This is a genomic window from Nocardia sp. NPDC046763 (assembly GCF_040645495.1).
Lineage (GTDB): Bacteria > Actinomycetota > Actinomycetes > Mycobacteriales > Mycobacteriaceae > Nocardia.
Genome location: NZ_JBEYYI010000018.1, coordinates 158,092 through 182,853, shown reverse-complemented (window position 1 = coordinate 182,853; position 24,762 = coordinate 158,092). Strand labels below are relative to the sequence as shown.

Below are 24,762 nucleotides of genomic sequence, written 5' to 3'. Positions count from 1 at the left end.
GCCAGCTCGACCAGGTGCTCGATCAGATTGGACTCGGTGACCGGCACCGGCGTCAGGTCGGGCACGATCTGCGCGGCGTCCAGCACCCGCTGCACGGGGCCGTGCGCGGTCTCGGGGAACACGGTGCGCAGCGACTCGTGCCGGTCGATGACATCGATGACCGCGACCTGCAGGGCCGCGATGTCCAGCTCACCCGACAGGCGAATCGCCGCCGGGATGTTGTACACCGCCGAGGCGGTGTCGAGGCGGTTGAGGAACCACATGCGCTGCTGCGCAAGCGACAACGGCACCTCGTTCGTGCGCTCACGCCTCACCAGCGCGCTTCTGGCGCCCTCACCGACATGCGATTCGATCCTGGCCGCCAGTGCCGCGACAGTACCCGCGTCAAAGAGCATCCGGACCGGGACACGGGTGTCGAGCGCGGCCCCGAGCCGTGCGGCCACCTGGGTAGCGATCAGCGAGTTGCCGCCCAACTCGAAGAAGTCGTCGTCGACGCCGACGCGCGCGATGCCCAGCACCTCGCCGACGATCTGGGCGACGATCTCCTCGATCGGCGTTGTCGGAGCACGAAATGCGCGCACCTCGAGAACCGGGGCAGGCAGCGCCTGACGGTCCAGCTTGCCAGAGGTATTGAGCGGCAACGCATCCAGCACCACGAACGCCGACGGCACCATATATGCCGGCAGCAGATACTGGAGTGAAGCCTTGATACTGCCGGTATCCACCGGACCGACGGTGACCACATAACCCACCAGCTGATCACCAGCCACCGAGTCGACAACCGCCACCACGGCCTGACGGACCGCCTCGTGTGCCAGCAGCGCAGCCTCGATCTCACCGAGCTCGATGCGCTGACCGCGGAACTTCACCTGGAAGTCCGTCCGGCCGATGTAGTCGAGCACCCCGGTCTCACTGTCGGGGTGGTCGATCCAGCGCACCAGGTCACCGGTGCGATACAGCCGGCTGCCCGGCGCACCGAAAGGATTGGCCACGAAGCGATCCGCGGTCAGATCCGCGCGGCCCTGATAGCCACGCGACAGCTGAGCACCCGCCAGATACAGTTCGCCGCGCACCCCGGCCGGCACCGGCCGCATCCCCTGATCCAGCACATAGGCCTGTGCGTTCCAGACTGGCCGACCGATCGGAACGATCGTCGGGGAAGCCTGATCGACCCGCCACGACGTGGCGTTGACCGTGTACTCGGTCGGGCCGTAGAGGTTGACCACCGTCGCAGTGGAAATCCGCCGGAAGCTGCTCACGATGGCCGGCGACAGCACCTCGCCACCGACGAAGATCGCCCGCAGCGACACGCATTCCGCCGCCGAGGCATTGGTTGCGAAGACCGACAACAGCGATGGCACGAACGAGGTCACCGTGACCCGATAGCGACCGATGACCTCCGACTGGTAGAGAGCATCGCGGTGGCCGTCCGGCTCGGCGATGACCGTCCGCGCGCCGACCATCAAGGGGGCGAACAACTCCCAGACCGACGCGTCGAAGGTGAACGGCGTCTTGTGGAGCGCGACATCGGTGTCGTCCAGCCCCGATTCAGCGATCTTCCACATCATCTGGTTCACCAGCGCGGCATGGCTGACCGCGACACCCTTGGGGCGGCCGGTCGAACCGGAGGTGTAGAGCACGTAGGCGGTATTCTCCGGACGCACGACGCCGAGCAGTTCGGCAGGTTCCACCGGAGCGTCGGAGTAACCGGCCCACTCGGCGTCATCGATGAAAACCGAAGGGCAGAGACCTGTTTCGATGCCCTCGACCCGTGTGGTCAGCACGCACACCGGATTCGAGCTGCGCAGCACGTAGTCGATGCGGTCGTCGGGATGATCCGGGTCGAGCGGCACATAGCCGCCGCCCGCGGTCATAACGGCGTAGATCGCGACCAGGGTGTCGATCGAGCGGCGGATACCCACTGCCACTGTTGTCTCGGGTCCGACGCCGGCCTCGATCAGCATGCGCGCCAGACGATTCACGCGGGAAGCGAACTCGGCGTAGGTCAGCTCGGTCACCGAACCCGGATCGACGGCACCGCTCGAATCGAAGGTCAGTGCGATGGCGTGCGGCCGGTTGCGCGCCTGAGCGGTGAAACGCTCCAGCACCGTCGTCATCGCCGGCACCGCGTGCTCGGTGCGATTCCAGCGCCCGAGCACCGTGGACCGCTCCACCGCATTCAAGATGTCGATATCGCGCACCAGCGCGTCGGGCTCGCCGGCGACACTCTCCAGCACCGACAGGTACCGGCGGCCGAACGCGCCGACCGTAGCGGCGTCGAACAGATCGGTGGCATAAGAGACCACCACCGATACACCCGCCGGCTCACCAGCGCTGCCACGCTGCTCTGTCAGTGTCCACAACAGGTCGAACTTGGCTATGTCCACGTCGAGTTCGTGCGCCCGCACCGACAACGCCGTCGATGCCGAGGATCCGGCAAGCTCCAACTGCCCGTAGGGCATCTCCTGGAACGACAGCATCACCTGGAACAGCGGATGCCGCGCCTGTGAGCGGGTCGGGTTGATGACCTCGACCAGGCGCTCGAAGGGGACATCGGCGTTGGCGAAGGCACCCAGATCGGTTTCCCTGATCTGGGAAAGGAGGTCGCTGAACCGTTCGTTACCATCGACTTGCGAGCGCAGTACCAGGGTATTGACGAACATGCCGATCAGGTCGTCGAGCGCCTGCTCGCCACGCCCTGCGACGGGGGTGCCGATGGAGATGTCGCTGGTGCCCGACAACCGGGCCAGCAGCACCGCCAGCGCGGCGTGCATGACCATGAACAGCGAAACACCGTGGGCACGAGCCAATCCGGCCAGCCGCGCATGGCGCTCGGCGGAAATATCGAAGGTGACACGACTACCGCGGAAGCTCTGCACCGGCGGACGCGAACGGTCGGCAGGCAAATCTATCTGGTCTGGCAGACCCTCTAAAGCGCTACGCCAGTAAGCGATCTGGCGCGCGGACATCGAATCGACGTCGGATTCCGAACCCAACAGCTCCCGCTGCCAGATGCTGAAATCTCGGTACTGCACCGGCAACGGCGCCCACTGCGGTGCGCCACCATCCGCTCGAGCCATGTAGGCGACCACGATGTCCCGAGCGAGCGGTCCGAACGAGTAACCGTCCGCGGCGATGTGGTGCACCACCATCGCTACGGCATGCTCCGGCACCCCGGTCGCGCTGTCGGTAATGCGGAACACCCGAACACGGAAGGGCAGCTCATAGGTCACATCGAAGCCACGCCCGGCGAACTCCCACAGGACAGTAGTGAGTTGCTCCTCCTCGATGTCCTCGACCTCGGCAGCAACCGCGACCTGATCGATCGGCACCACCATTTGGTAGGCACCGTCATCGAACTCGGGGAAGATCGTACGCAACGACTCTTGCCGCTCGACCACGTCGAGCATTGCCGCAGTCAACGCGTCGATGTCGACGTGACCGCTCATCCGCACCACGAACGGCAGGTTGTAAGCCGGCAGAGTGGGGTCGAATTGGTTGAGGAACCACATGCGCTGCTGCGCGAGGGACAGCGGAACGCGCTCGGGGCGTTCCTGCGCGACTAGCGGCGGCCGCGAAACATCCGACGGGCCGGCGGCTTCCACGCGCACGGCCAAACCAGCGACGGTCGGGGTCTCGAACAACGCCCGCACACCGATACGGGTGCTGAACGCGGCCGAGATGCGGGCCACCACCTGGGTGGCGACCAGCGAGTTGCCGCCCAGATCGAAGAAATTGTCATCGACACCGACCCGGTCATGACCCAGCACATCAGCGAACACACCCGCCACGATCTCCTCGGCAGCGGTACGCGGGGCACGGTAACCGGCGGCGTCCGCGCTGAACACCGGCTCGGGCAGAGCCTTGCGGTCCAACTTGCCGGAAGTGTTGAGCGGGAAGCCCTCCAACACCATGATCGAGGCCGGGACCATGTAGGTCGGCAGCTTCTCCGCCGCGAAACGGGTCAGCTCGACCGCATCGATGGACTGGCCCGGCACCGGGACCACATAGGCGACCAACTGCTGACCGGTCGCGGTGTCCATCACCAGAACGGCGGCCTGGCTGACGCTCGGATGGGCCAGCAGGTCGGTCTCGATCTCGCCGAGCTCGATGCGCTGACCACGGAACTTGACCTGGAAGTCGGTACGGCCGATGTACTCCAACGCCCCCACGTCGTTCCACCGCACGAGGTCACCGGTGCGGTACATACGCTCCGAGGTCCCGAACGGGTTGGCCACGAACCGATCCGAGGTCAGATCCGGACGGCCCTTGTACCCACGCGCCAGCTGGCGTCCGCCCAGGTAGAGCTCACCCGGAGCGCCGACGGCGGCGGGCCGCAGGCGCGAATCCAGCACGTAGACTTCGACATTCCACTCGGGCACACCGATCGGCACCGTGACCGTGTCGGCGACGGTGTTCTCCCAATAGGTCACCGACACCGCGGCCTCGGTAGGCCCGTACAGGTTGTGCAGACCCGCGTCGGTGATCTCACGGAAGCCCGCGCCGGTCTCCGGCGGCAGCGCCTCACCGATCACGAAAACGTACTTCAGCGAGGCACACTGGGTGCGGGTGGCGTGCGCGACGAACACCGTCAGCATGGACGGCACGAAGTCGGTCACCGTGACCCGGTGGCGCTCGATCATCTCGGCCACGTACAGCGGATCGCGGTGGCCGTCGGGGGTGGCCACGATCAGCTTCGCGCCGACCAGCAGTGGCATAAAGTAGCCCCACAGCGAGACATCGAAGGTCTGCGCCGTCTTCTGCAGATACACATCGTCTTCGGTCATCGGATACTCGGCGAGCATCCACAGTTCCTGATTGACGATCGCATGGTGGGTGACCGCGACACCCTTGGGACGACCGGTCGAACCCGAGGTATAGATGACGTAGGCCGTGTTATCCGGACGCAACGGAGCGACGCGGTCGGCGTCGGTCACCGGCTCGGCCGAGTATCCGGACACGTCGAGGGTGTCGATCTCCAAGCACCGCACCGACTCCGGCAGCTCGAGCTCCTCACGCGAACTGGTCAAGACGCAGACCGGTCCCGCGGACTCCAGAATGTAGGCGCTGCGATCAGCCGGATGATCCGGGTCGATCGGCACATACGCGCCACCGGCGCGCAGCACCGCGTGCATGCCGATGACCAGCTCCAGCGAACGCCGCATACCCAGCGCCACCAGCGATTCCGGGCCGACACCATCGGCGATCAGGAACCGCGCCAGGCGGTTGACGCGCTCACCGAACTCGGCATACGTCAGCTGCTCGCCCTCGAACTCGACGGCGACGCGGTCGGCGGACAGCGGAATCTGCTTGTCCAGCAAGGCCGGAAGGGTCGTGGTCGGCACCGCGTGCGCCGAATCGTTCCAGTCGAGCAGGGTGCGGATGCGCTCGGCGTCCGTGGTGATGGGCAGGCCCCACACCGCCTGGTCGTCCCGCGCCGCCAGGAAGCGGTCGAAGAACTCCAGGAACCGCGCGTGGTGGCTCTGGGTCTCGCCCTCGGAGTACAGGTTCGGGTTGGTCTCGAAGTCGATGTGGGTGCGCGCGCCGCCCTGCGACTGATACAGGTTGACGCCCATGTCCTCGATCGAGCCGGTGGACAGCACATGCATCCGGCCGACCGCGTCGCCCATGGTGATCTCGTTGTTGAACAACATGATGTTGACCCACGGGCCGAAGAACTGCGAACCCACGCCGGTGGACGCGATCTCGCGGTCGGGCGCGGAATCGCGGCGGATGTCCTCGTGCCGGTAGCGCTGATGGCGCAGGGCGCCCGCCACTTCCACGGTCACCTGCTTCAGCAGCTCCGCGACCGTGGTCTCGTGCCCGACGTGCAGGCGTAGCGGCACGATGTTCGACGACACGCCGCCGGAGCGACGCATGACCGCGGTGGTGCGGGCGGTCACCGGCAGGCTCAGGATGACGTCCTGGGCGCCGGTCCACTGCGCCAGGTAGGCGGCGAAGCCAGCGAGGAGCAGGGCCGCGGGCGACGAATCGTGCTGCCGCACGGACTCATCGAGCAGCGTGCCCCGATCGCCGGTGAGGGCCGCGCTGACGACGATGTTCGGCGCCGCGGGCGGAGCCGAACGTCCGGCGAGGCTGGTGCCCTCCTCGAGACCGGCCACCCGCTGCGCCCAGTGCTCCCGGTCGCTCTTGAAGCGAGTGCTCTCGCGGTAGGCGAATTCGGCCTCGACCAGGGTGCGCAGGTCGGTAACCTGCGCAGACGGCTGCTCGGTGCCGTGCTGCGCGGCCGTGTAGAGCTCGGCCACCCGGGCGATGTAGTTCACGGCACTGAAGCCATCGAAAAGGATGTGGTGCGCACGCATGTACCAGAACTGGCGTCCGTCGGCAATGTGAAGGATGGCCGATGCGGACAGGCGGTCATTGACCATGTCGATGGGCCTGCTGTACTCGGCCCGCATCCAGGCCAGCGCCTCGGCCTCGGGGTCCTCGGCCTCGCGCAAGTCGATGTATTGGACGTTGTCGCGATCCGGGATGGTCGGGTCGATGAACTGCATGGGCTCACCGTCGCGCTCGACGATGCGCAGGAACGCGGAGCCGAACTCGGCCGAGGCGACGATTCCCCGATCACGCAGCAGCGCCTGATCCAGCTCGCCCGGCAGATCGACGTACTGGGCGATGGAGATCGGCACCTGCGGATCGAGCAGCTGGGCATACCAAATACCCATCTGCGCCGGAGACAGTGGGAAGTAGTGCTTCCCCGACTCGCCGTTCCCACCCAGATCCAGCTGCTCCATCAGTACCCTCACTTCCGACAGCTCTGCGCGACACTCTCCGACCGCGCATCGATGTCCACCACCCACTCGAGTCCGACATGATGATCATTCGAACTCTCATGGTCGATCCAAATAAACAAGCACGAGACTTTTCGGTGACCGCTCTTCTTCTGCGGTGCTCGATTCAATTTCGAACGATTACTTCTTTGTTGATGGCCTGCGCCAATCGTTCAGCGTGCCCGAGACGCACGTAGTCTGTTTCATGCGGACCCATGAGAAGGTTCGCGCTGCCCCTGGAGAGCTCGACATTTCTACTGCCCCAGAACCTGCGGGCCATCCGATATGGCATGAGCTGCTCTCTTATCGCGGCATCCATCAACCGCCTCCTCCAATCGATCACAGCTTCCCCGGTCGACAGATCGAAGTATTCGAATAATTCAGGCACCAGTCGAAGCGAACTATCGGCCGCCAACGAAGTAGTCAGATCGCCGCGGGCAGCAGCCCAATATGCGGGCACCTTGACAATTGCTCTCTCACCCAATATTCCGTGGCCACCGGGATCGGTCCCGATGGCGTGTCCACGCGGGCGAAAAGGGTCCGAGATAAGCGCACACGCCAGTATCGACGACTCGGCTCCGCCCAATTCTGCGGCTACATCCCCTGCCGCTGCGGCCCCCTGCGCATAGCCGGCAAGAATCAACGGGCGAGTGCTGCGATTGACTTCGCGTACAAGAGCGTTCTTGACAACCGATCGACCTCCCAAGCACGCCAAAATTCGCGGGCTGAAGCGAGTCCGGTCCAGAGCATCGGCGAAACTACGGGTCACCGCATGGTGATTCGACGCCCACCGTGCGCCCATGATCAGGACATCGATCATGAACCCGCACCCGAGGTCCACCGGGGGTCGAGAAGCGCGGATATCGCGGCCCGGCAGCCGGCCAGGGCACATAGTCGAGATGATTCCATTTCAAACCGCGTTACCCTCACGCTGCCAGATCCAGATTCCACAGCCATTCTGTGCACGATCATATGGCCGCATTCATCAGCCTTCTTCCGCTGTATTCCCATCTGTGGGAATACAGAGGAAGAAGGCGGAGATGCAGCCCCTATGATCCTCATCATTGCCAATTGCCATATGAGACTCTCCGAGTGACGGACGCCACGAGAAGTTCCCGCGTAATACTTCCTCCCCGTACGCCCGGTCCGAAGACATCTCTACAAGCCGGAAGCGCACTCCGGCGGGTTGCGCAAGTCGCGCACTACGATGACTCGACGAACAATTCGATGCGGCTCCGGCCTCCACTAGAAGGCACCGCTACCGAGATCCGGAGCCGCACCACGACGGCCGGCCCCATGCGATATCCGCATACGCATGGGGCTTCGTCTTGATAGCCGTCGGGACTGAACATTAGCCCGCGGCAACCGCGAGTCACTCCTGCCCATTCCCAACACTGGGAAGTCCTATCTGATCTCAGGGCCTCACGCCTCAGGGAGTACGGGAATGGGTCTTCCCACCGTTGGGACGGAAGGCGTCATAGGTTCTCGATAGGGGTCGGCTAGCGTCTCAGCGGTCCACCGACAAACTTCTTCCGCCATGGAGAGGACTACGTGCGCCGATTTCCCTATGTCAGGACCGCACTGTGTGTGTTGGCGGTGTTCGCCGTAGCTGGATGTGGGAGCTCACAGGCCGGGTCCTCGGTCCCCAGTGACTCGAGTCCCGTGACATCTGTCGCAGCGAAAACCCCCAGCCCGGCCGCTGTGGTGCCGAGCATGACTATTCCAGCGCCGCCGATCGATTCGCCCACCGGTCACATCGACATACCGGAGGCTCCCGTCACCCCCGCGCCCGCCGTGATCCCCACGCAACAAGCCGAACCCTCGAAGCAACCTGCTCCGACACTGCCGGATCCGGGTTTCGCTCCGCGGGCCGGGTACTGAGTTGCGAAGTCAGATCTTGTCGATGGTTACCGATGGGTCGTGGCGCACGAGGATTCCCCGGATCGCGCTCAGCATCCTGGTCTGTTTCGGTCTGGGGCACTCGTCGGCCATCGCGGCCGCTGACGATGTCCCTCAGCGACCCGGCCACGCCCTGGTCGTACTCGGTGATTCGTACACGGCCAACGGGCTTCGGCTCGACGGTGATTCCCTGCAGTGCAATCACGGCCCAGCGGCCTGGCCGATCCAGTTGAGCCAACTCATGGGCGTGGCCGGGACACCGGACTTCGTCGATGTCTCCTGCTCCGGTGCCTCGCTGCACAGCAAAACCGCGTACACGGTGCTGCACGAGGCCCGCCTGGCCGATGCGGCGGGCGCGTTCGGCCCCGACACCAAGGTCGTCGCGCTGCAGTTCGGCATGAACGACACGTGGGGATCGAGCGAGGTCATGCTGTGGGATTCGGTATTCACCTGCATCTTCAACCTCCGCGACGGGTGCGATACCGACGCACTCGACCAGCAACGCATCCCCGATTACCGCGGACTGACTCCCGCGACCTACGCCGATCGCATCCGCCAAGTCATCGATTTCATCAAGTACTACGCACCACAGGCGAAGATCGTCTTCGTCGGCTATCCGGAACTGGCCGCACCGAACTCGGATGTCTTCTGCGCCAACGTGCTTGGCGTCACGCCGATCGTGCAGGGTCGAGGACGAGCGCTCGCCGAGTATCTGAATCGGCTCGACGATGCCCAACGTAAGGCTGCCGACATGCTCGGAGCGAGCTTCTTCGACACCCGTGCCGTCACCGCGGGGCATGGACTGTGCTCGGCCGAGCCGTGGGTGAACGGATTCTTCGATCCGCGGGCCGATTTCCTCGGGATGCCGTTTCATCCGGACGCCCGCGGTGACACGGCACTCGCCACCGCACTTCGACGCTGGATCGCCGGTTGACCGCGCCCGCTGCCGTAGCCGCCCGCGGCGCGCCGGCGTCCGCTGACCGCCCGCGCCTGCCGACATTGACCGGCGCGCGCTGGTGGGCTGCGATGGCGGTATTCGTGTTGCACGCGTTGGTGTTGTTGCCCGCCTACCCGTTCCAGAAGTCCGAGCTGTTTCGGCGGATCCATCAGGATTTCCTGCCGATGCAACTCGGTGCGGCAGGGGTGACGTTCTTCTTCGTGCTGTCGGGGTTCATCATCTACTGGTCGTTTCGACCAGGTTCGTCCGCGCGGGCGTTCTATCGCAAACGTGTGTTGAAGATTTATCCGACACACCTGGTCGCGGCTCTCGCCTTCATCGTGGTCGCTGCGGTGCCGGTGGGTCGGATCGTGCTGTGGCTGCCGAACCTGCTGCTGATACATACGTGGTTGCCGAAGTGGACGACAGTCGGCGGCCTGAACGTACCTTCATGGTCATTGGTCTCGGAGATGCTGTTCTACCTCAGCTTTCCGCTGGCGGTACCGGTGCTACGACGGATTCCGTCGCGACGGTTGCTGGTCTGGATAGCGGGTTTGGGACTGTTGGTCCTGGCACTGCACCTGGTGTACTTCATCGGTTTCGACGGTCCGCGCGGCACTGCGAATGCTTTCGCTGCCAGGCTCGTTCCCGGTGACACTTCACCCCCGGCGGAACTGCACGCCTCCCCGGAGTGGTTCGCCCAGCCGGACATTCCCGTGGTGCGGTCCTACTGGTTCAGCTACGACTTCCCGCTGTCACGACTGCCCGAGTTCTATGTCGGGGTACTAGCGGCGCGGGCGGTGCTCGAAGGCCAATGGCGCAATACCCGGTTGCTTCCCGTGACCGTGGCGGTGTTCGTCGCGTACGCGGCAAGTTGGGTGGTGCCGATCGACTTCAAGATGTCGGCGCTGGAAGTACTACCGATGGCGGCGCTGATCGCCACCCTGGCCACCCGCGACATGCGCGGGCTCGGCGGCTTCAACTCCTCGCCCGCGATGGTGTGGTTCGGCGAGGTGTCCTACGCGTTCTACCTCATTCAATTCCCGATCATGGTATTGGTCACCAGGTATGTCATCGCAGGGCATCGGTTCGGCTTCTTCGGTTGGTTGAGTTGCGCAGCACTGTGTTTCATGCTCGCGCTGGCAGCATCGACAGCCGTCTACCACGGCATCGACAAACCTCTCATGCGCCGTTTCGCCACCAGGCCCGCAGGTCGCGGGAAGAGCGGTGACGTGCAAAATGGTCGTCAGCATCATGGACGACTTCGATGGTAAGTCGGTGGCCGACGAGACGGTGAATTCACGATCGTCGGCATCGATTACGAGATAGATCTCTCGGATGTGAATGGGGATAGGGCCGCGGCAACGATGTTTAGTCCCACGGCTGGGAATAAGCACGTCAGCAGCCACGGCATCATCAACACTTATCCTGCAGCGGAATCGTTAGTTGTCATGGCGGAGAAGGCCAGTGGACACGGCCAACTCGCCGTCGATCCTGGACTCATCGGCCGGATGCCTCCTACGAGACGCCCAGGCGACATGGCGGCTCGGCGGACCGACGACCAGTAGCGCCCGCCTCAAATGCGAAAGAATATGGGACGTGACCAAGGGCTACGACGAACGGCCACTAACGCTGGCCCCGATTCTGCTTGCCAGCTTCGGACTTTTCCTCGCCAGATCAGTGCGCGACCGGGTCAAGCCACCCAGGCCGGGCCGGCCAGGCCAGACGATGCCCGAATTCGACAAGCTCGAACTGGACGAGATATTCGCGAAGCAGAGCCCGGTTGTCTTCCGCAAGGTCGCATCGACCTGGCCGGTGTTCGACGACTACCAGCCGACACAGTTGCGCGAGAAATACGGCAAGGAGAAGGTTGCGGCGCTCACCAGCACGAGCAACGTGTTCGTGCAGGAGACCGCCCCTGTCGAGGTTCTCGAATACGACGAGATCATGGACGCCATCTTCGAGAACCCGAAGCAAGGTAAGAAGTATTACTCGCGCACGGCCGCCGACAACCGCCCACTCGCGGACCAGTTGCCCAAGCGCGTCGGCACGCGCACCCAGAGCGATGCGGCCAGCAGCGTGTGGATGGGGCAGGCGGGCAACCTGACTCCGCTGCACCAGGATCCGTGGCACGGCCTGCTCATCCAGTTGTATGGGCGTAAGCGGGTGCGGCTGTTCCCGCCGGACGAATACCACAACGTCTACGGCCGTGTCCCGGTGACCGCGTCCGATATGTACACCGAACTGCCATCCGAGGATTACGACCCTGATCTGGAAGAATTCCCGAAACTGCGAAATTCGCAATACTTCGACGTGACCCTAGACATCGGCGACATCCTGTATATTCCGATGTTCTGGTGGCACCAGGTCGAATCGATCGACCCGGCGATCTCCTATGTCGCGCGGTACAACCCGAACTATTTCGAGTTTATGCGTGCCGCTTTCTTCCCTCTCGCAGTCCGCGGCATCCTGCGCATCGTCGACACGGTGAAAGGTCTGATCCTCCGTCGCCGCTGACCTCGACCACTCCTCTGTTTCTGGCCGGACGGGAACGACCGTCCGGCCCGAAGAGTGGTCGGGGGCGACACGGCCTCGTGGCAGCCGTGGCCGACAGCGACCTCACGCCGGCGCGGTTGGCAACCCCACCACAGTGTCGGGTCGGCTTCGACAACGGATTCGACCCTGCATCGGCGACTTCCCATCGGAGGGAATAGTCGAACTTGGCGGGTTCACTACTTTCGTCGAGGTTCGAGGCTCGCTCGTTTGATCGGGGCGAGCCATGACGTGAAGCGCTGTCGAAGGGTTGAGGATTCGTATGCAGTCGGGGCGTCGTTCCGCACGCGGCACCCGCCGCCGCACCCATTTCCTCTCGTTCGCACAAGTGCTGACCGCGGCCGTCGACTCCCACGCCGATTCCATCGCACTGCGCTTCGATCCGACCGGAATGCCGGGGGATCAACGCGTCCTGACCTACCGGGAGCTCGACGAAACATCCACGCGGCTGGCACGCGAACTGATCGCCCGCGGAATAGGACCGGGCGACATGGTCGCCGTCGGCATCCGGCGGTCGGTGGAATCGATAATGTCGGTCTGGGCAGTAGCCAAGACCGGCGCGGCGTACGTCCCCATCGATCCCGCGTATCCCGCCGACCGAATCGAACACATCGTCACCGATTCCGGCGTCGCGCTCGGACTCACAACCACCGCACACCGAGATTCCCTCGGCACACACATCGAATGGCTCGAACTCGACGATCCGTTCATCCGAGCGGCCGTGAACGAGCGTGCCGCGCACCCCATTTCCTATCTCGATCAAACTCCCCCGCTGCCCGGCCACGCGGCCTACGTGATCTACACCTCCGGTTCGACCGGCAAACCCAAAGGCGCGGTGATCACCCACGCCGGCATCGCCACCATGGCGCTCGTCGGAGCCCGCTACCTGGTGACCAGCCAGTCACGGGTATTGCACCTGAGCTCGCCCAGCTTCGATTTCTCAATGATGGAAATGCTGTTCACCTTCGCGGTGGGCGCGACATTGGTGATCGCCCCGCCCACCGTTTTCGGTGGCCCCGAACTGGCGGATCTGGTACGACGGCAACAGGTTTCACACCTACTCATCACCCCGGGCGCACTGGAATCGGTCGATCCGACCGGCCTCGACGATGTGCGCGTCGTGGTGTGTGGCGGCGACCGCCTGGGCTCGGATCTGGTGTCGCGGTGGGTTGTCGGCGGCCGGAGACTGTTCAATGCCTACGGCCCCACCGAGGCCACAGTCATGGTCACCACCGGGGAAATGCTGCCGGACCGAGCAATCACCGTGGGCTCGGAGATCGATGGCGTCGGCGCCTTCATCCTGGATGCGCGGCTGCGACCGGTCCCCGAGGGCGTCGTCGGTGAGCTGTACCTGTCGGGTGCGGGCCTGGGCCGCGGCTACCTGAACCGACCCGCTCTGACCGCGGAGCGGTTTCTGGCCAACCCGTTCGGCGCCCCGGACGAAACCCTCGGCAGCCGGCTCTACCGGACCGGTGACCTGGTTCGCCGCAACCCGGACGGCCTCATCGAATATTTAGGCCGGTCCGATTTCCAGGTCAAGATCCGCGGCCTGCGCATCGAACTCGGCGAGATCGACAGCGTCCTCACCGCGCACCCGGACGTAGCTTTCGCGGTGACCCTGGGCACCACCCTGCCCTCGGGCGTCACCGGACTGGTCGCCTATGCCCTACCCCACCCGGGCACCGTTCTCGACTCGGCCGAGCTGCTGCGTTTCGCCGCCGAGTCGTTGCCCGCCTACATGATTCCCTCGGCGCTCGTCGTGATCGACGAGGTCCCACTGACCCCCGTCGGCAAGCTGGACCGCGATGCGTTGCCGCAACCGGTGTTCGCCTCCCGGGAATTCCGCGCCCCCACCACCCCGGCCGAGGAGACGATCGCGACGGTGTTCGCGGCGCTGCTGCTGCCCGCCGACAGCGACACCCGGATCGGACTCGACGACGACTTCTTCGAGTTGGGCGGCAACTCACTGCTGGCGGCGCAAGCAGTCGCGCGTATCGGGGACGCTCTGGGCGTCCGAGTGTCGGTGCAGTCGCTGTTCGAGGACTCTTCGGTGGCGGGTCTGGCCACTCTGATCGCGCAAACGGCGGAGGGGCGAGGCGGTTCACGCCTGCAGGCGATGCCGCGACCGGCGCAGATCCCGCTGTCCTACGCACAGCAGCGGATGTGGTTTCACACTCGCTTCGACCCGGCGAGCGCGGTGGACAATATGCCCTTCGTCGTGCGCCTCAGTGGCATATTGCACGTCGACGCCCTCACCGAGGCAGCCCGTGACCTCGTACAACGACACGAGGTACTGCGCACCCGCTATCCCGAACTCGACGGTGTCGGATACCAGGAGATACTGCCGCTCACCGATTCACGTGCGCTGCCGACGGTCACGGTCCTCGATGTGAGCGAGGACGAAGTGCCCGCACTCGTCGCCGAGATCGCCACGACCCCGTTCGACCTGACCGCCGCACCACCGATTCGACTGCGATTGCTGCGAATCGAGGCCACCGAACACGTCGTGGTCTGCGTGGTTCACCACATCGCGGGCGACGGAGTGTCGATTCGCCCGCTGACCCGTGATCTCATGACCTCCTACCTGGCTCGTACGCGTGCGACCGCGCCGAACTGGGACCCGCTGCCCGTGCAATACGCCGATTACACGCTGTGGCAACGCGAGGCCCTCGGCTCGGAAGACGACGAGCAGTCCGTAATCTCCCAGCAGATCGCCTACTGGCGCCAGCAGCTCTCCGGCCTACCCGATCAGCTGGACTTGTCCTCGGATCGACCGCGGCCGGCGACTGCGTCCGGGCGCGGCGCCGCCGCCGGCATCCACATCGATGCGGCACTGCATGCCGCGTTGACTCGCCTCGCACAGCAGCACAATTCAACGCTGTTCATGGTGATGCACGCCGCGCTGGCGATCGTGCTGGCGCGGCAGAGCAGCACTCGCGACATCGCCATCGGCACGCCGATCGCCGGTCGCGGTGAAGCGGCGCTCGACGATCTGATCGGCATGTTCGTCAACACCCTGGTGTTGCGGGCCGATATCGATCCGAGTCTTTCGTTCACCGAACTCCTGCACCAGGTCCGGCGATCCGACGCGGCTGCCTTCGGCCACTCCGACGTTCCCTTCGAACAACTGGTGGACGTGCTCAACCCGCCACGGTCACCCGGGATGAATCCGCTGTTCCAGGTGATGCTGTCGTTCCACAACATGGAAACCGGCACCTTGGAACTGCCGGAACTCACCATTTCCGGCGTCGATCTGCGGACCCACCTGGCCAAGATGGACCTCGATCTGACTGTGGTGCCATTCGAAATCGACGGCGCACCCGCCGGTATCGACGCGACCTTCATCTACGCGACCGATATGTTCGACGAAGGCACGGTCGCGGCGCTGGCCGATCGACTGCGGCGCACATTGAGCGCCGCCGCCCAGCAGCCGCAGCGCCCGATCGGCGACCTCGACCTGCTCAGCGATGCCGAACGCCAAGCAATGCTGGTGAGCTGCAACGATACCGCGCATACGCTCGCACCCGAGTTGCTGCTGGACGGCTACCGCAGAACCGTCGCCCAGTATCCGGCCCGGGTCGCGATCACCTTCGAAGGCACGGCCCTGACCTATGCCGAATTCGACGCACGGGTCAACCAATTGGCGCGCCTGCTGATCGCACGCGGAATAGGCGCCGAGTCCCTGGTAGGTCTCTCGATTCGGCGCTCGCTGGATCTCGTCGTCGGCATGTACGCGATCCTCACGGCGGGCGGCGCGTGGGTACCGCTGGATCCCGATCACCCCGCCGACCGCATCAGGCACATTCTCGACATCGCCCGCCCCGACTGCGTTCTATCCACCACCGCGGACGCGATCGAGATTCCCTTCGATATCGACATCGTGCACACGGATACCGCTGCGCTGCAGTACTTCTCGACAGAGCCTGTCACGGCGGACGAATTGCGGCGGCCGGTGCGGCCGGACAATCCGGCCTATGTCATCTTCACCTCCGGTTCGACCGGTCGCCCCAAAGGTGTGACAGTCAGCCACGGCGCCATTCACAACCAGATCAGCTGGATGCTGAGCGAATACCCGCTGGGCCCGGGCGACGCCTACTTCCAGAAGACCGCCACCACCTTCGATGTGTCGCTCTGGGGCTATTTCATGCCTCTGCGAAGCGGTGCGAGACTGGTGATCGCCGACCACGACGGTCACCGCGACACTGAATATCTGGCTGAACTCATTGCTGCACAAGGTATTACGGTCACCGACTTCGTGCCGTCCATGCTCACCGTGTTCGCGGCACACACCCGCCCGGGCAGCATGCCGTCACTGCGCGACATCTTCGTCATCGGCGAAGCCCTGCCGCCGGAAACTGTCACGGCCGCAAGGGCTTTGGGATCGGACATCCGGGTCCACAACCTTTACGGGCCGACCGAGGCCGCGGTCTCCATCACGTCCTGGCTTGCGGACGGAACCGATCGAAGCAGCGTGCCGATCGGATCGCCGCAGTGGAACAGCCAGGTATATGTGCTCGACGCGCGCCTGCATCCCGTCGCAGCCGGAGTCCCGGGCGAACTGTATCTGGCCGGTGACCAACTGGCCCGCGGCTACCTGGGCCGCCCCGACCTCACCGCGGACCGCTTTCTGGCCAATCCGTTCGGGCCGAAGGGTTCCCGTATGTACCGCACCGGCGACCTGGTGCGCTGGCGGGCCGCGGACACGGAGCAGCCGGCACGACTCGAGTACATCGGCCGCACCGATTTCCAGGTCAAGTTCCGCGGTCAGCGCATCGAGCTGGGCGAGATCGAAACCGCGCTGCTGGCGCAGCCCACCGTCTCCCAGGCCGTGGCATCTGTCGTGGCTACCCCGCTCGGAGATCACCTGGTGGCCTACGTCGTGCCGACCCCCGGCGCGGTCATCGACCCGCAGTCGCTGCTGACTGCTGTCGCGGACAGCCTGCCCGCCTACATGATTCCATCCACTGTGGTGGCCCTGGACGCTGTCCCGTTGAACACCAGCGGCAAGCTGGATCGCAGGGCCCTGCCGGAACCGATCTTCAGCACCCGCGAATTCCGCGCTCCCGCCGGCGAGTCCGAGATCACGGTAGCCCGCGTGTTCGCGGATGTCCTCGGCCTCGAACAGATCGGCGCGGACGACGACTTCTTCGACCTCGGCGGCAACTCGCTGATGGCTACCCGCCTTGCCGCACGCCTGGGCGAGGCGCTCGGCACCCGGATCGCGGTGCGCGAACTGTTCGACACCTCGACCGTGGCGACCCTGGCCGCACGGCTGGTACAGGATTCACGACCATCCGAACGCCCGCGCCTGCAGCCCGTGCCCCGGCCCGATCACGTGCCATTGTCGCTTGCGCAGCAACGCATCTGGGTGATCAATCAGATCGATCCAGCCTCCCCCGCGTACAACCTGCCCTTCGCAATCCGTCTGACCGGCGCGTTGCGTGTCGACGCGCTACAGCAGGCCGTCCTCGATGTGCTCGAGCGGCACGAGGCACTGCGCACCCGATTCCCGATCGCCGACGGTCTCCCCTTCCAGGACATCCTCTCCGCCGACGCGGCATTGCCGCACGGGCTCGAGGTCGTCGCGGGCAGCGCCTCGGTCACCGACCACGTCGTAGCGATGATGACCGCGGGCTTCGACGTCACCGCGTCCGTGCCACTGCGCGCCCGCCTGTTCACCGACGCGGCAGCCGAAGAACACATCCTGGTGCTGGTCATCCACCACATCATTGCCGACGGAGCCTCCTTGGCTCCGCTGGCACGTGATCTGGTGACCGCGTACCTGGCCCGCAGCAATGGCAGCGCTCCGGCCTGGACTCCACTTGCGGTGCAATACGCGGACTTCACGCTGTGGCAGCGATCGACGATCGGGAGCGACGACGACGAGAATTCCATAGCCACCGCACAATTGGTGTACTGGCGCGAGCAGCTTCGCGACCTCACCGACCGGGAACTGCCGACCGATCGGCCTCGGCCGCACACACCGTCGGGGCGGGCCGGCACGATCGAGTTCACGGTGCCGGACGACGTGCACCGAGCGCTGCATACCCTGGCCCACGCGCATCGCTCGTCACTGTTCATGGTGGTCCACGCCGCACTGGCAGCACTGCTGGCCCGGCTCTCGGGTGGCGACGACATCATCGTCGGCACACCGATCGCGGGCAGGGGCGAGCAGGCTCTCGACGACCTGGTCGGCATGTTCGTCAATACCCTGGCGCTGAGGACCCGCGTCGATGGCGGCACTGCTTTCGCGGACCTCATCGACAGCGTGCGCGAGACCGACCTGTCGGCCTTCGCACACGCCGACATCGCGTTCGAACGAGTCGTCGAGGTCGCCGCACCCACCCGCAATACCGGGGGAAGGCCCCTGGTCGAAGTTGTGCTCTCGTTCGAGAATGTCGAACAGGCGAGTGTGGAGCTGCCCGACCTGACCGTGTCAGCACTCGAAACCGGTGAGATCGCGGCCAAATTCGACCTTCAGGTCGTGGTCGTGCCGCAGGTCGATGCCGACGGCACGATCGGCGAGATCACGATCGGACTCGTCTATGCGACCGACCTGTTCGACGAGCCGACCGTGGCCGCATTCGGCCGGCGCTTCGCACGCGTGCTGGGGGCCGTCGCCGCCGACTCCCGAATCGCCGTGGGAGCCATCGACATTCTCGACGACAGTGAACGCGCACGTTTGTTCGCCGGGCCAGCACCGACGACGTCAGCCGTCTCGGTGACCACACCGCAAGTCGCGACCTTGCCGGAGCTGCTCGAGGCCGCCGTCGAGCAGAATCCCGACGGTCTGGCACTCGTTCATGCCGATGCCGTCGAAACCCTGTCCACGATGGAGTATTTCGAGCTCGACGAACACTCGACACGCCTGGCGAGACTGCTCATCGACCGTGGTGTGGGCCCCGAGGATCGAGTGGCGCTGGCCATCACCCGGTCCGTCGAGTCGGTGGTGGCGCTCTGGGCGATCGCCAAGACCGGCGCGGCCTTCGTTCCTGTGGACCCGCGGTATCCGAGCGAACGCATCGCCTACTTGCTGACCGATTCGGGTGCGACCCTGGGTCTCACCGTGGACGCCGTCCGCACCGAACTGCCCGACACCCTGGACTGGCTGGTGCTCGACAGCACCGAACTGGGCCGGCGAATCGACGACTACCCGAGTGACCCGATCACCGACGCCGACCGGGTACGGCCGCTGCGCGCGGCTCACCCGGCCTATGTCATCTACACCTCCGGTTCTACCGGCCGCCCCAAGGGCGTAGCGGTCAGCCACGCGGGCTTGGCGGGCCTGTGTACGCAGCAGCGTGAACGCTTTCGGGTCACCAATTCGTCGCGCACACTGCATTTCGCCTCGCCGTCCTTCGATGCCTCGATCCTGGAGCTGCTGCTGGCCGTAGGCGCGGCGGCGACCATGGTGGTGGTCTCCCCCGACGTCTACGGCGGCGACGACTTGGCGGCTGTGCTGCGTCGAGAGAAGGTGACCCACGCCTTCATGACCCCGGCCGCGGTGGCGTCGCTGGACCCGGCCGGGCTGGACCGGCTGCGCGTCGCGGTGGTGGGTGGTGAATCCTGCCCGCCCGATCTCGTACGGCGTTGGGTGACACCGATTTCCGGTCGGCGTACACGGGAGTTCTACAACCTCTATGGACCGACGGAAACCACGGTCGCGACCAATATCAGCGCCGCGCTGACGCCGGGAGACCCGGTGACCATCGGCGGACCGATCCACGCGGTGGCCGAATACATCCTCGATAGCCGGCTCGCGCCCGTCCCCGACGGAGTGGCGGGCGAGTTGTACATCGCTGGTGCGCAACTCGCGCGTGGCTATGTGGACCGTCCTGCCTTGACCGCCTCGCGGTTCGTGGCCAACCCGTTCGAGCCGGGCGAGCGCATGTATCGCACCGGCGACCTGGTGCGCTGGGCCGGCGACGACATCGAATTCCTGGGACGCAACGACTTCCAGGTCAAGATTCGCGGATTCCGCATCGAACTCGGCGAAATCGACGCACTGCTCACGGCTCATGACGGCGTGGACTTCGCCGCGACCGTCGGCCATCGGCTCGACACCGACGCGACGATACTTGCTGCCTACGTTCATGCCGCACCAGGCGCGCAGCTGAACGTCGAGTCGCTGCGCGGTTACGCCGCCGAGCGTTTGCCCGCGCACATGGTGCCGAGTTCGATCACTATCCTCGAGTCGATTCCCCTGACCCCGACCGGCAAACTGGATCGCCAGGCACTGCCGAGACCTGTCCTGCGGGTCAAAGACTTCCGTGCCCCCACCGGGGACCTCGAGATCTTGGTCGCGGAGATATTCGGCGAACTGCTGAATGTCGAGAATCCGATCGGCGCCGACGACGACTTCTTCGACCTGGGCGGCAACTCCCTCATCGCCACTCGAGTGACAGCCCGGGTCGGTGCGGCGATCTCGTCGCATGTGCCGGTGATTCTGTTGTTCGAGGCATCCACGGTAGCCGGATTCGCCGCGCGACTGCCCGAGCACGACCTCGACCGCCGTCGCCCGATGACGGTAGTCCCGCGACCGCAACACATTCCGCTCTCCCCAGCGCAGCAGCGCATGTGGCTGCTCAATCAGTTCGACCCAGCCTCGACCGCCTACAACATTCCCCTCGCGGTGCGGCTGTCCGGTGTACTCGACACCCACGCGCTTCAGGCTGCGATCACCGACGTCGTCGCCCGTCACGAAATTCTGCGCACCGTCTATCCGCGAGCCCAGGACACGGCGGCTCTACCGACACAGGTGATTCTGCCGGTCGAGCAGGCAGCCGTGCGGATGGGCATTCACGCGGTCGCCGTGGCAGACGTCGTCGCGGCGGTGTCCGCGTTCATCACCGGCACAAGTTTCGATGTCACCCTCGAGGTGCCGCTGCGGGTGGCGCTGTTCGAGATCATCGACGCCGACGCCCCAGAGTTCGTGCTGGCCTTGGTGATTCACCACATCTCCGGCGACGGCTCCTCTATCTCTCCCCTCGCCCGCGACTTGATGATCGCCTACACCGCCCGTGCGTGCGGACACGCGCCCGAGTGGGAGCCGCTGGCAGTGCAGTACGCGGACTATACGTTGTGGCAGCACACCCTGCTCGGGTCGGAATCCGATCCTGATTCCCTTGCCGCTCGGCAGATTGCGCACTGGAAGACCGCTCTGGCCGGGCTGCCTGAGCAACTCGGGCTTCCCACCGATCGCCCGCGTCCGCCGGTCCAGTCTTTCGTCGGCGACAAAGTAACGTTCGGTGTCGACGCCGAAACACACACCTGCCTGGCAGCTTTGGCACGGGCGCACAACATGACGTTGTTCATGGTGGTTCACACCGCCCTGGCGGTGTTGTTGGCGCGCCTGGCGAACGCTTCGGACATCGCCATCGGCACGCCGGTGGCGGGACGCGGCGACGCCCAGCTGGACGGCTTGATCGGGATGTTCGTCAATACCCTTGTCTTCCGAACCCAGGTGGACACGGGGGCCTCCTTCGCCGAGCTGCTCGTGCGGCAACGCGAGACCGATCTCGCCGCCTTGGCCAACGCGGACGTGCCGTTCGAACGACTTGTCGAAGTTCTCGATCCGCCACGCTCGGCGGCTCGCCACCCGTTGTTCCAGGTCGGGCTGTCTTTCCAGAATCTGGCTCGCAGCAGCCTCTCACTTCCGGGACTGGCCGTGTCCACCGTCGACTTCGATCTGGAAGTCTCCCAGTTCGACTTGCACTGGATCATCAGCGACCACTACCTCGAGGACGGCAATCCGGCGGGAATGGACGGGGCGCTCACTTTCGCGACGGCCTTGTTCGACCCGGCCACCGCTCAACGGTTCGTCGCCCAGTTCATTCGGCTGCTGACCGCCGTCGCCACCGATCCCGAGCTACCGGTCGGCGACGTCGAGCTGCTCGACGACGACGAACGCGCCCGCATGATCGACCAGTGGAACTCCACCGCCCGGCAGACACCCGATCCGGCAACCCTGCCGCAGCTACTGGCCGCCGCCGTCGCACGAAATCCCGATGCCCCAGCGCTGATCTCCGGAGATATCCGCCTCAGCTACGCGGAGCTGGACAAACGGGTCAACCGCCTCGCGCGACACTTGATTTCCCGGGGTGTCGGTCCCGAACAGCCGGTCGTGCTGGCGTTGCGTCGTTCGGTGAGCCTGGTCGTAGCCATGTACGCGGTATCGGTCGCAGGCGGAGCTTACGTGCCGGTGGATACGGATCAGCCGGCCGATCGCATTCGCCACATCCTCGAATCAGCCGCCCCGGTCTGCGTCCTGACGGACGCCGATGCCAGGTTCCAGACCGCGATCGCGCCGATGGTACGACTCGACGAACTGGTCCTCGACGACGTCAGCGCAGACCCGGTCTCCGATTCGGAACGCACAGCGCCACTGCGTGATTCGAATACCGCGTATGTCATCTTCACCTCCGGTTCCACAGGTCGCCCCAAGGGTGTGGCGTTGCCGCATGGCGCGGTGGTGAACCAGTTGTTGTGGAAGGTCACCGAATTCGGGCTCGACCCGGCGGATGCGGTGCTGCTCAAGACGGCCGCGACCTTCGACTTGTCGGTGTGGGAGTTCTGGTCTGCGGTGGCTTGTGGTGGCCGTCTGGTCATCGCCGCGCCCGACGGGCACAAGGATCCGGCCTACCTCAATGAGCTCATGGCGCGCGAGTGGGTGACCACGCTGCATGTGGTGCCGTCGATGCTGGACGCGTTGCTCACCGACGGGCTGCCGGACTCGTTGTGGCGCATCCTGGCTATCGGTGAGGCGCTGCCAGGCCCGCTGGCCCAGCGGGTGCTGCGGGAACGTCCGCGCACCGAGCTGTTCAACCTGTACGGCCCGACCGAGGCCGCGGTATCGGTCACTAACCACCGGGTCACCGAGCGCGACGAGTTGTCGGTGTCGGTCGGCTCGCCCGAATGGAACTCCCAGGTGTACGTGCTGGATTCGCGGCTGCGGCCGGTGCCGGTGGGCGTGTCGGGCGAGCTGTACCTGGCCGGTGCGCAGCTGGCACGCGGCTACTTCGGCCGCGCCGACCTGACCGCCGACCGCTTCGTGGCGAACCCGTTCGCCGAGAACGGTGCTCGCATGTACCGCACCGGTGACCTGGTCGCGTGGGAGGCGAACGGCGAGCTGGAGTACCGGGGCCGTACCGACTTCCAGGTGAAGATCCGTGGCTTCCGTATCGAGCTCGGCGATATCGAATCGGCGCTGCTGCGGGTGGAGTCGATCGCCTCGGCGGCCGTGGTCGCGCATACCGATCCGGTGCTGGGTGACCGCTTGGTGGCCTATGTGGTCGGTACCGACGGTGATCCGGACAAGAAGGAGTTGCAATCGGCGCTGGCCGCTGAGCTGCCGTCCTACATGATTCCGTCGGTCTTCATGCCGTTGAACGCGTTGCCGCTCAACGCCAACGGCAAGCTCGACCGCAAGGCACTGCCCACACCCGTCCTTGCCGCACAGGAATTCCGTGAACCGGTCACCACCCGGGAACGGACGGTCTGCGCGGTATTCGCCGAGGTGCTCGGTGCCCAACGAATAGGTTTGGACGACAACTTCTTCGAACACGGAGGCAATTCACTGAGCGCGACTCGATTGGCGAATCTTCTCGGCCACGCGCTCGGACACCGAGTTCCCGTCATGCTGGTATTCACCACACCCACCCCCGCCGGGCTGATCGACGCAATAGCCGAGCAGGACACCGGCAGCGCGGCATTCGACGTACTGCTGCCGCTGCGAACCACCGGCTCCGCGCAACCTCTGTTCTGTGTACACCCGATCGGTGGCATCGCCTGGTCATTCGCGGGTCTGGCCGCACACCTCGACCGTGACCGGCCGCTGTACGGACTACAGTCTCCAGCCCTGCGCGGCGACGAGCCGCTTCCCGACTCGATCGAGGACTGGGCCCGCCGCTATGTGAAAGAGATCCGAACCGTCCAGCCGACAGGTCCCTATCATCTGCTCGGCTGGTCGCTCGGCGGCGTCATCGCACACGCCATGGCGGTACAGCTACAGGAAGAGGGCGCGGAGGTCGCCTTGCTCGCCATGCTGGACAGCCACCTCGAAACCACCGCACGCACGGCCGCATCCCCGCAGGGAGCAGTCCCACTCGCGGAGCTGCTGGGCGGCCTGCTCGGCGACGTCGCCGACACCTTGCCCAGCCTGGACTCCACACCGGAGCAACTGGCCCAGCAGCTCGCCGTACTCGGAGAACCGTTCGCCTCCTTCGGTGCCGACCGAATCGCGGCGGCGATCGACAACGCCGCCCGATCAGCCCAACTCATAGGCAGCTACCACGCTCGCACATTCCACGGCGACCTGACGTATTTCACTGCCGCACAAGTCCTCTCGCCCAATAGACAAGGGGCCGGCACGTGGATCGAAGTCATCGATGGACACATCCACAACACCCACGTGGACGCCACCCACTGGAGAATGACCAGCGACAAGGCACTCCGGCACATCGCGGATGTGCTCGCGAATGTCCTGACTACCCAGACGACCGCTGAGTGAGACGCGCCTCCACCTGATCTGCAAAATCCCACACCCACAGAAGCATGCACAACGCAATCGGCAACCCGAGCTTC

Annotated in this window: 7 protein-coding genes; 5 read left to right on the top strand and 2 right to left on the bottom strand. The window is 65.1% G+C overall.

From position 1 onward, the window contains the following. Both ABZ909_RS27435 and ABZ909_RS27430 read right to left on the bottom strand, forming a co-directional pair. On the bottom strand, positions 1–6,767 hold a 6,767-nt coding region (locus ABZ909_RS27435; protein ID WP_357004766.1), incomplete at its 3' end, for an amino acid adenylation domain-containing protein. 151 nt (positions 6,768–6,918) lie between these two features. After that, the gene (locus tag ABZ909_RS27430; RefSeq protein WP_357004764.1) at positions 6,919–7,611 is read right to left on the bottom strand and encodes a hypothetical protein; all 693 of its coding nucleotides are present in this window, start codon (positions 7,609–7,611) and stop codon (positions 6,919–6,921) included. Positions 7,612–8,504: 893 nt separating this feature from the next. On the opposite strand from ABZ909_RS27430, the gene ABZ909_RS27425 reads away from it, so the two are divergent. From ABZ909_RS27425 to ABZ909_RS27405, 5 genes are all read left to right on the top strand, one after another. Continuing rightward, on the top strand, positions 8,505–8,672 hold the full coding sequence (locus ABZ909_RS27425; RefSeq protein ID WP_357004762.1) for a hypothetical protein: 168 nt from the start codon (positions 8,505–8,507) through the stop codon (positions 8,670–8,672). 22 nt (positions 8,673–8,694) lie between these two features. Further along, complete coding sequence (locus ABZ909_RS27420; RefSeq protein WP_357004760.1) at positions 8,695–9,624, top strand: SGNH/GDSL hydrolase family protein; 930 nt, start codon at positions 8,695–8,697, stop codon at positions 9,622–9,624. Continuing rightward, positions 9,621–10,901: an acyltransferase gene (locus tag ABZ909_RS27415; protein WP_357004757.1), complete on the top strand. Its 1,281-nt coding sequence runs from the start codon at positions 9,621–9,623 to the stop codon at positions 10,899–10,901. Before ABZ909_RS27420 ends, ABZ909_RS27415 begins: the two co-directional genes overlap by 4 nt. 325 nt (positions 10,902–11,226) lie before the next feature. Next, a complete protein-coding gene (locus ABZ909_RS27410; RefSeq protein ID WP_357004755.1) occupies positions 11,227–12,144 on the top strand; it encodes a cupin-like domain-containing protein in 918 nt (305 codons plus the stop codon). A 298-nt stretch (positions 12,145–12,442) separates the two neighbouring features. After that, positions 12,443–24,688, top strand: coding sequence for an amino acid adenylation domain-containing protein (locus ABZ909_RS27405; protein ID WP_357004753.1), 12,246 nt, complete (start codon positions 12,443–12,445; stop codon positions 24,686–24,688). The last annotated feature ends 74 nt before the right edge of the window (positions 24,689–24,762 follow it).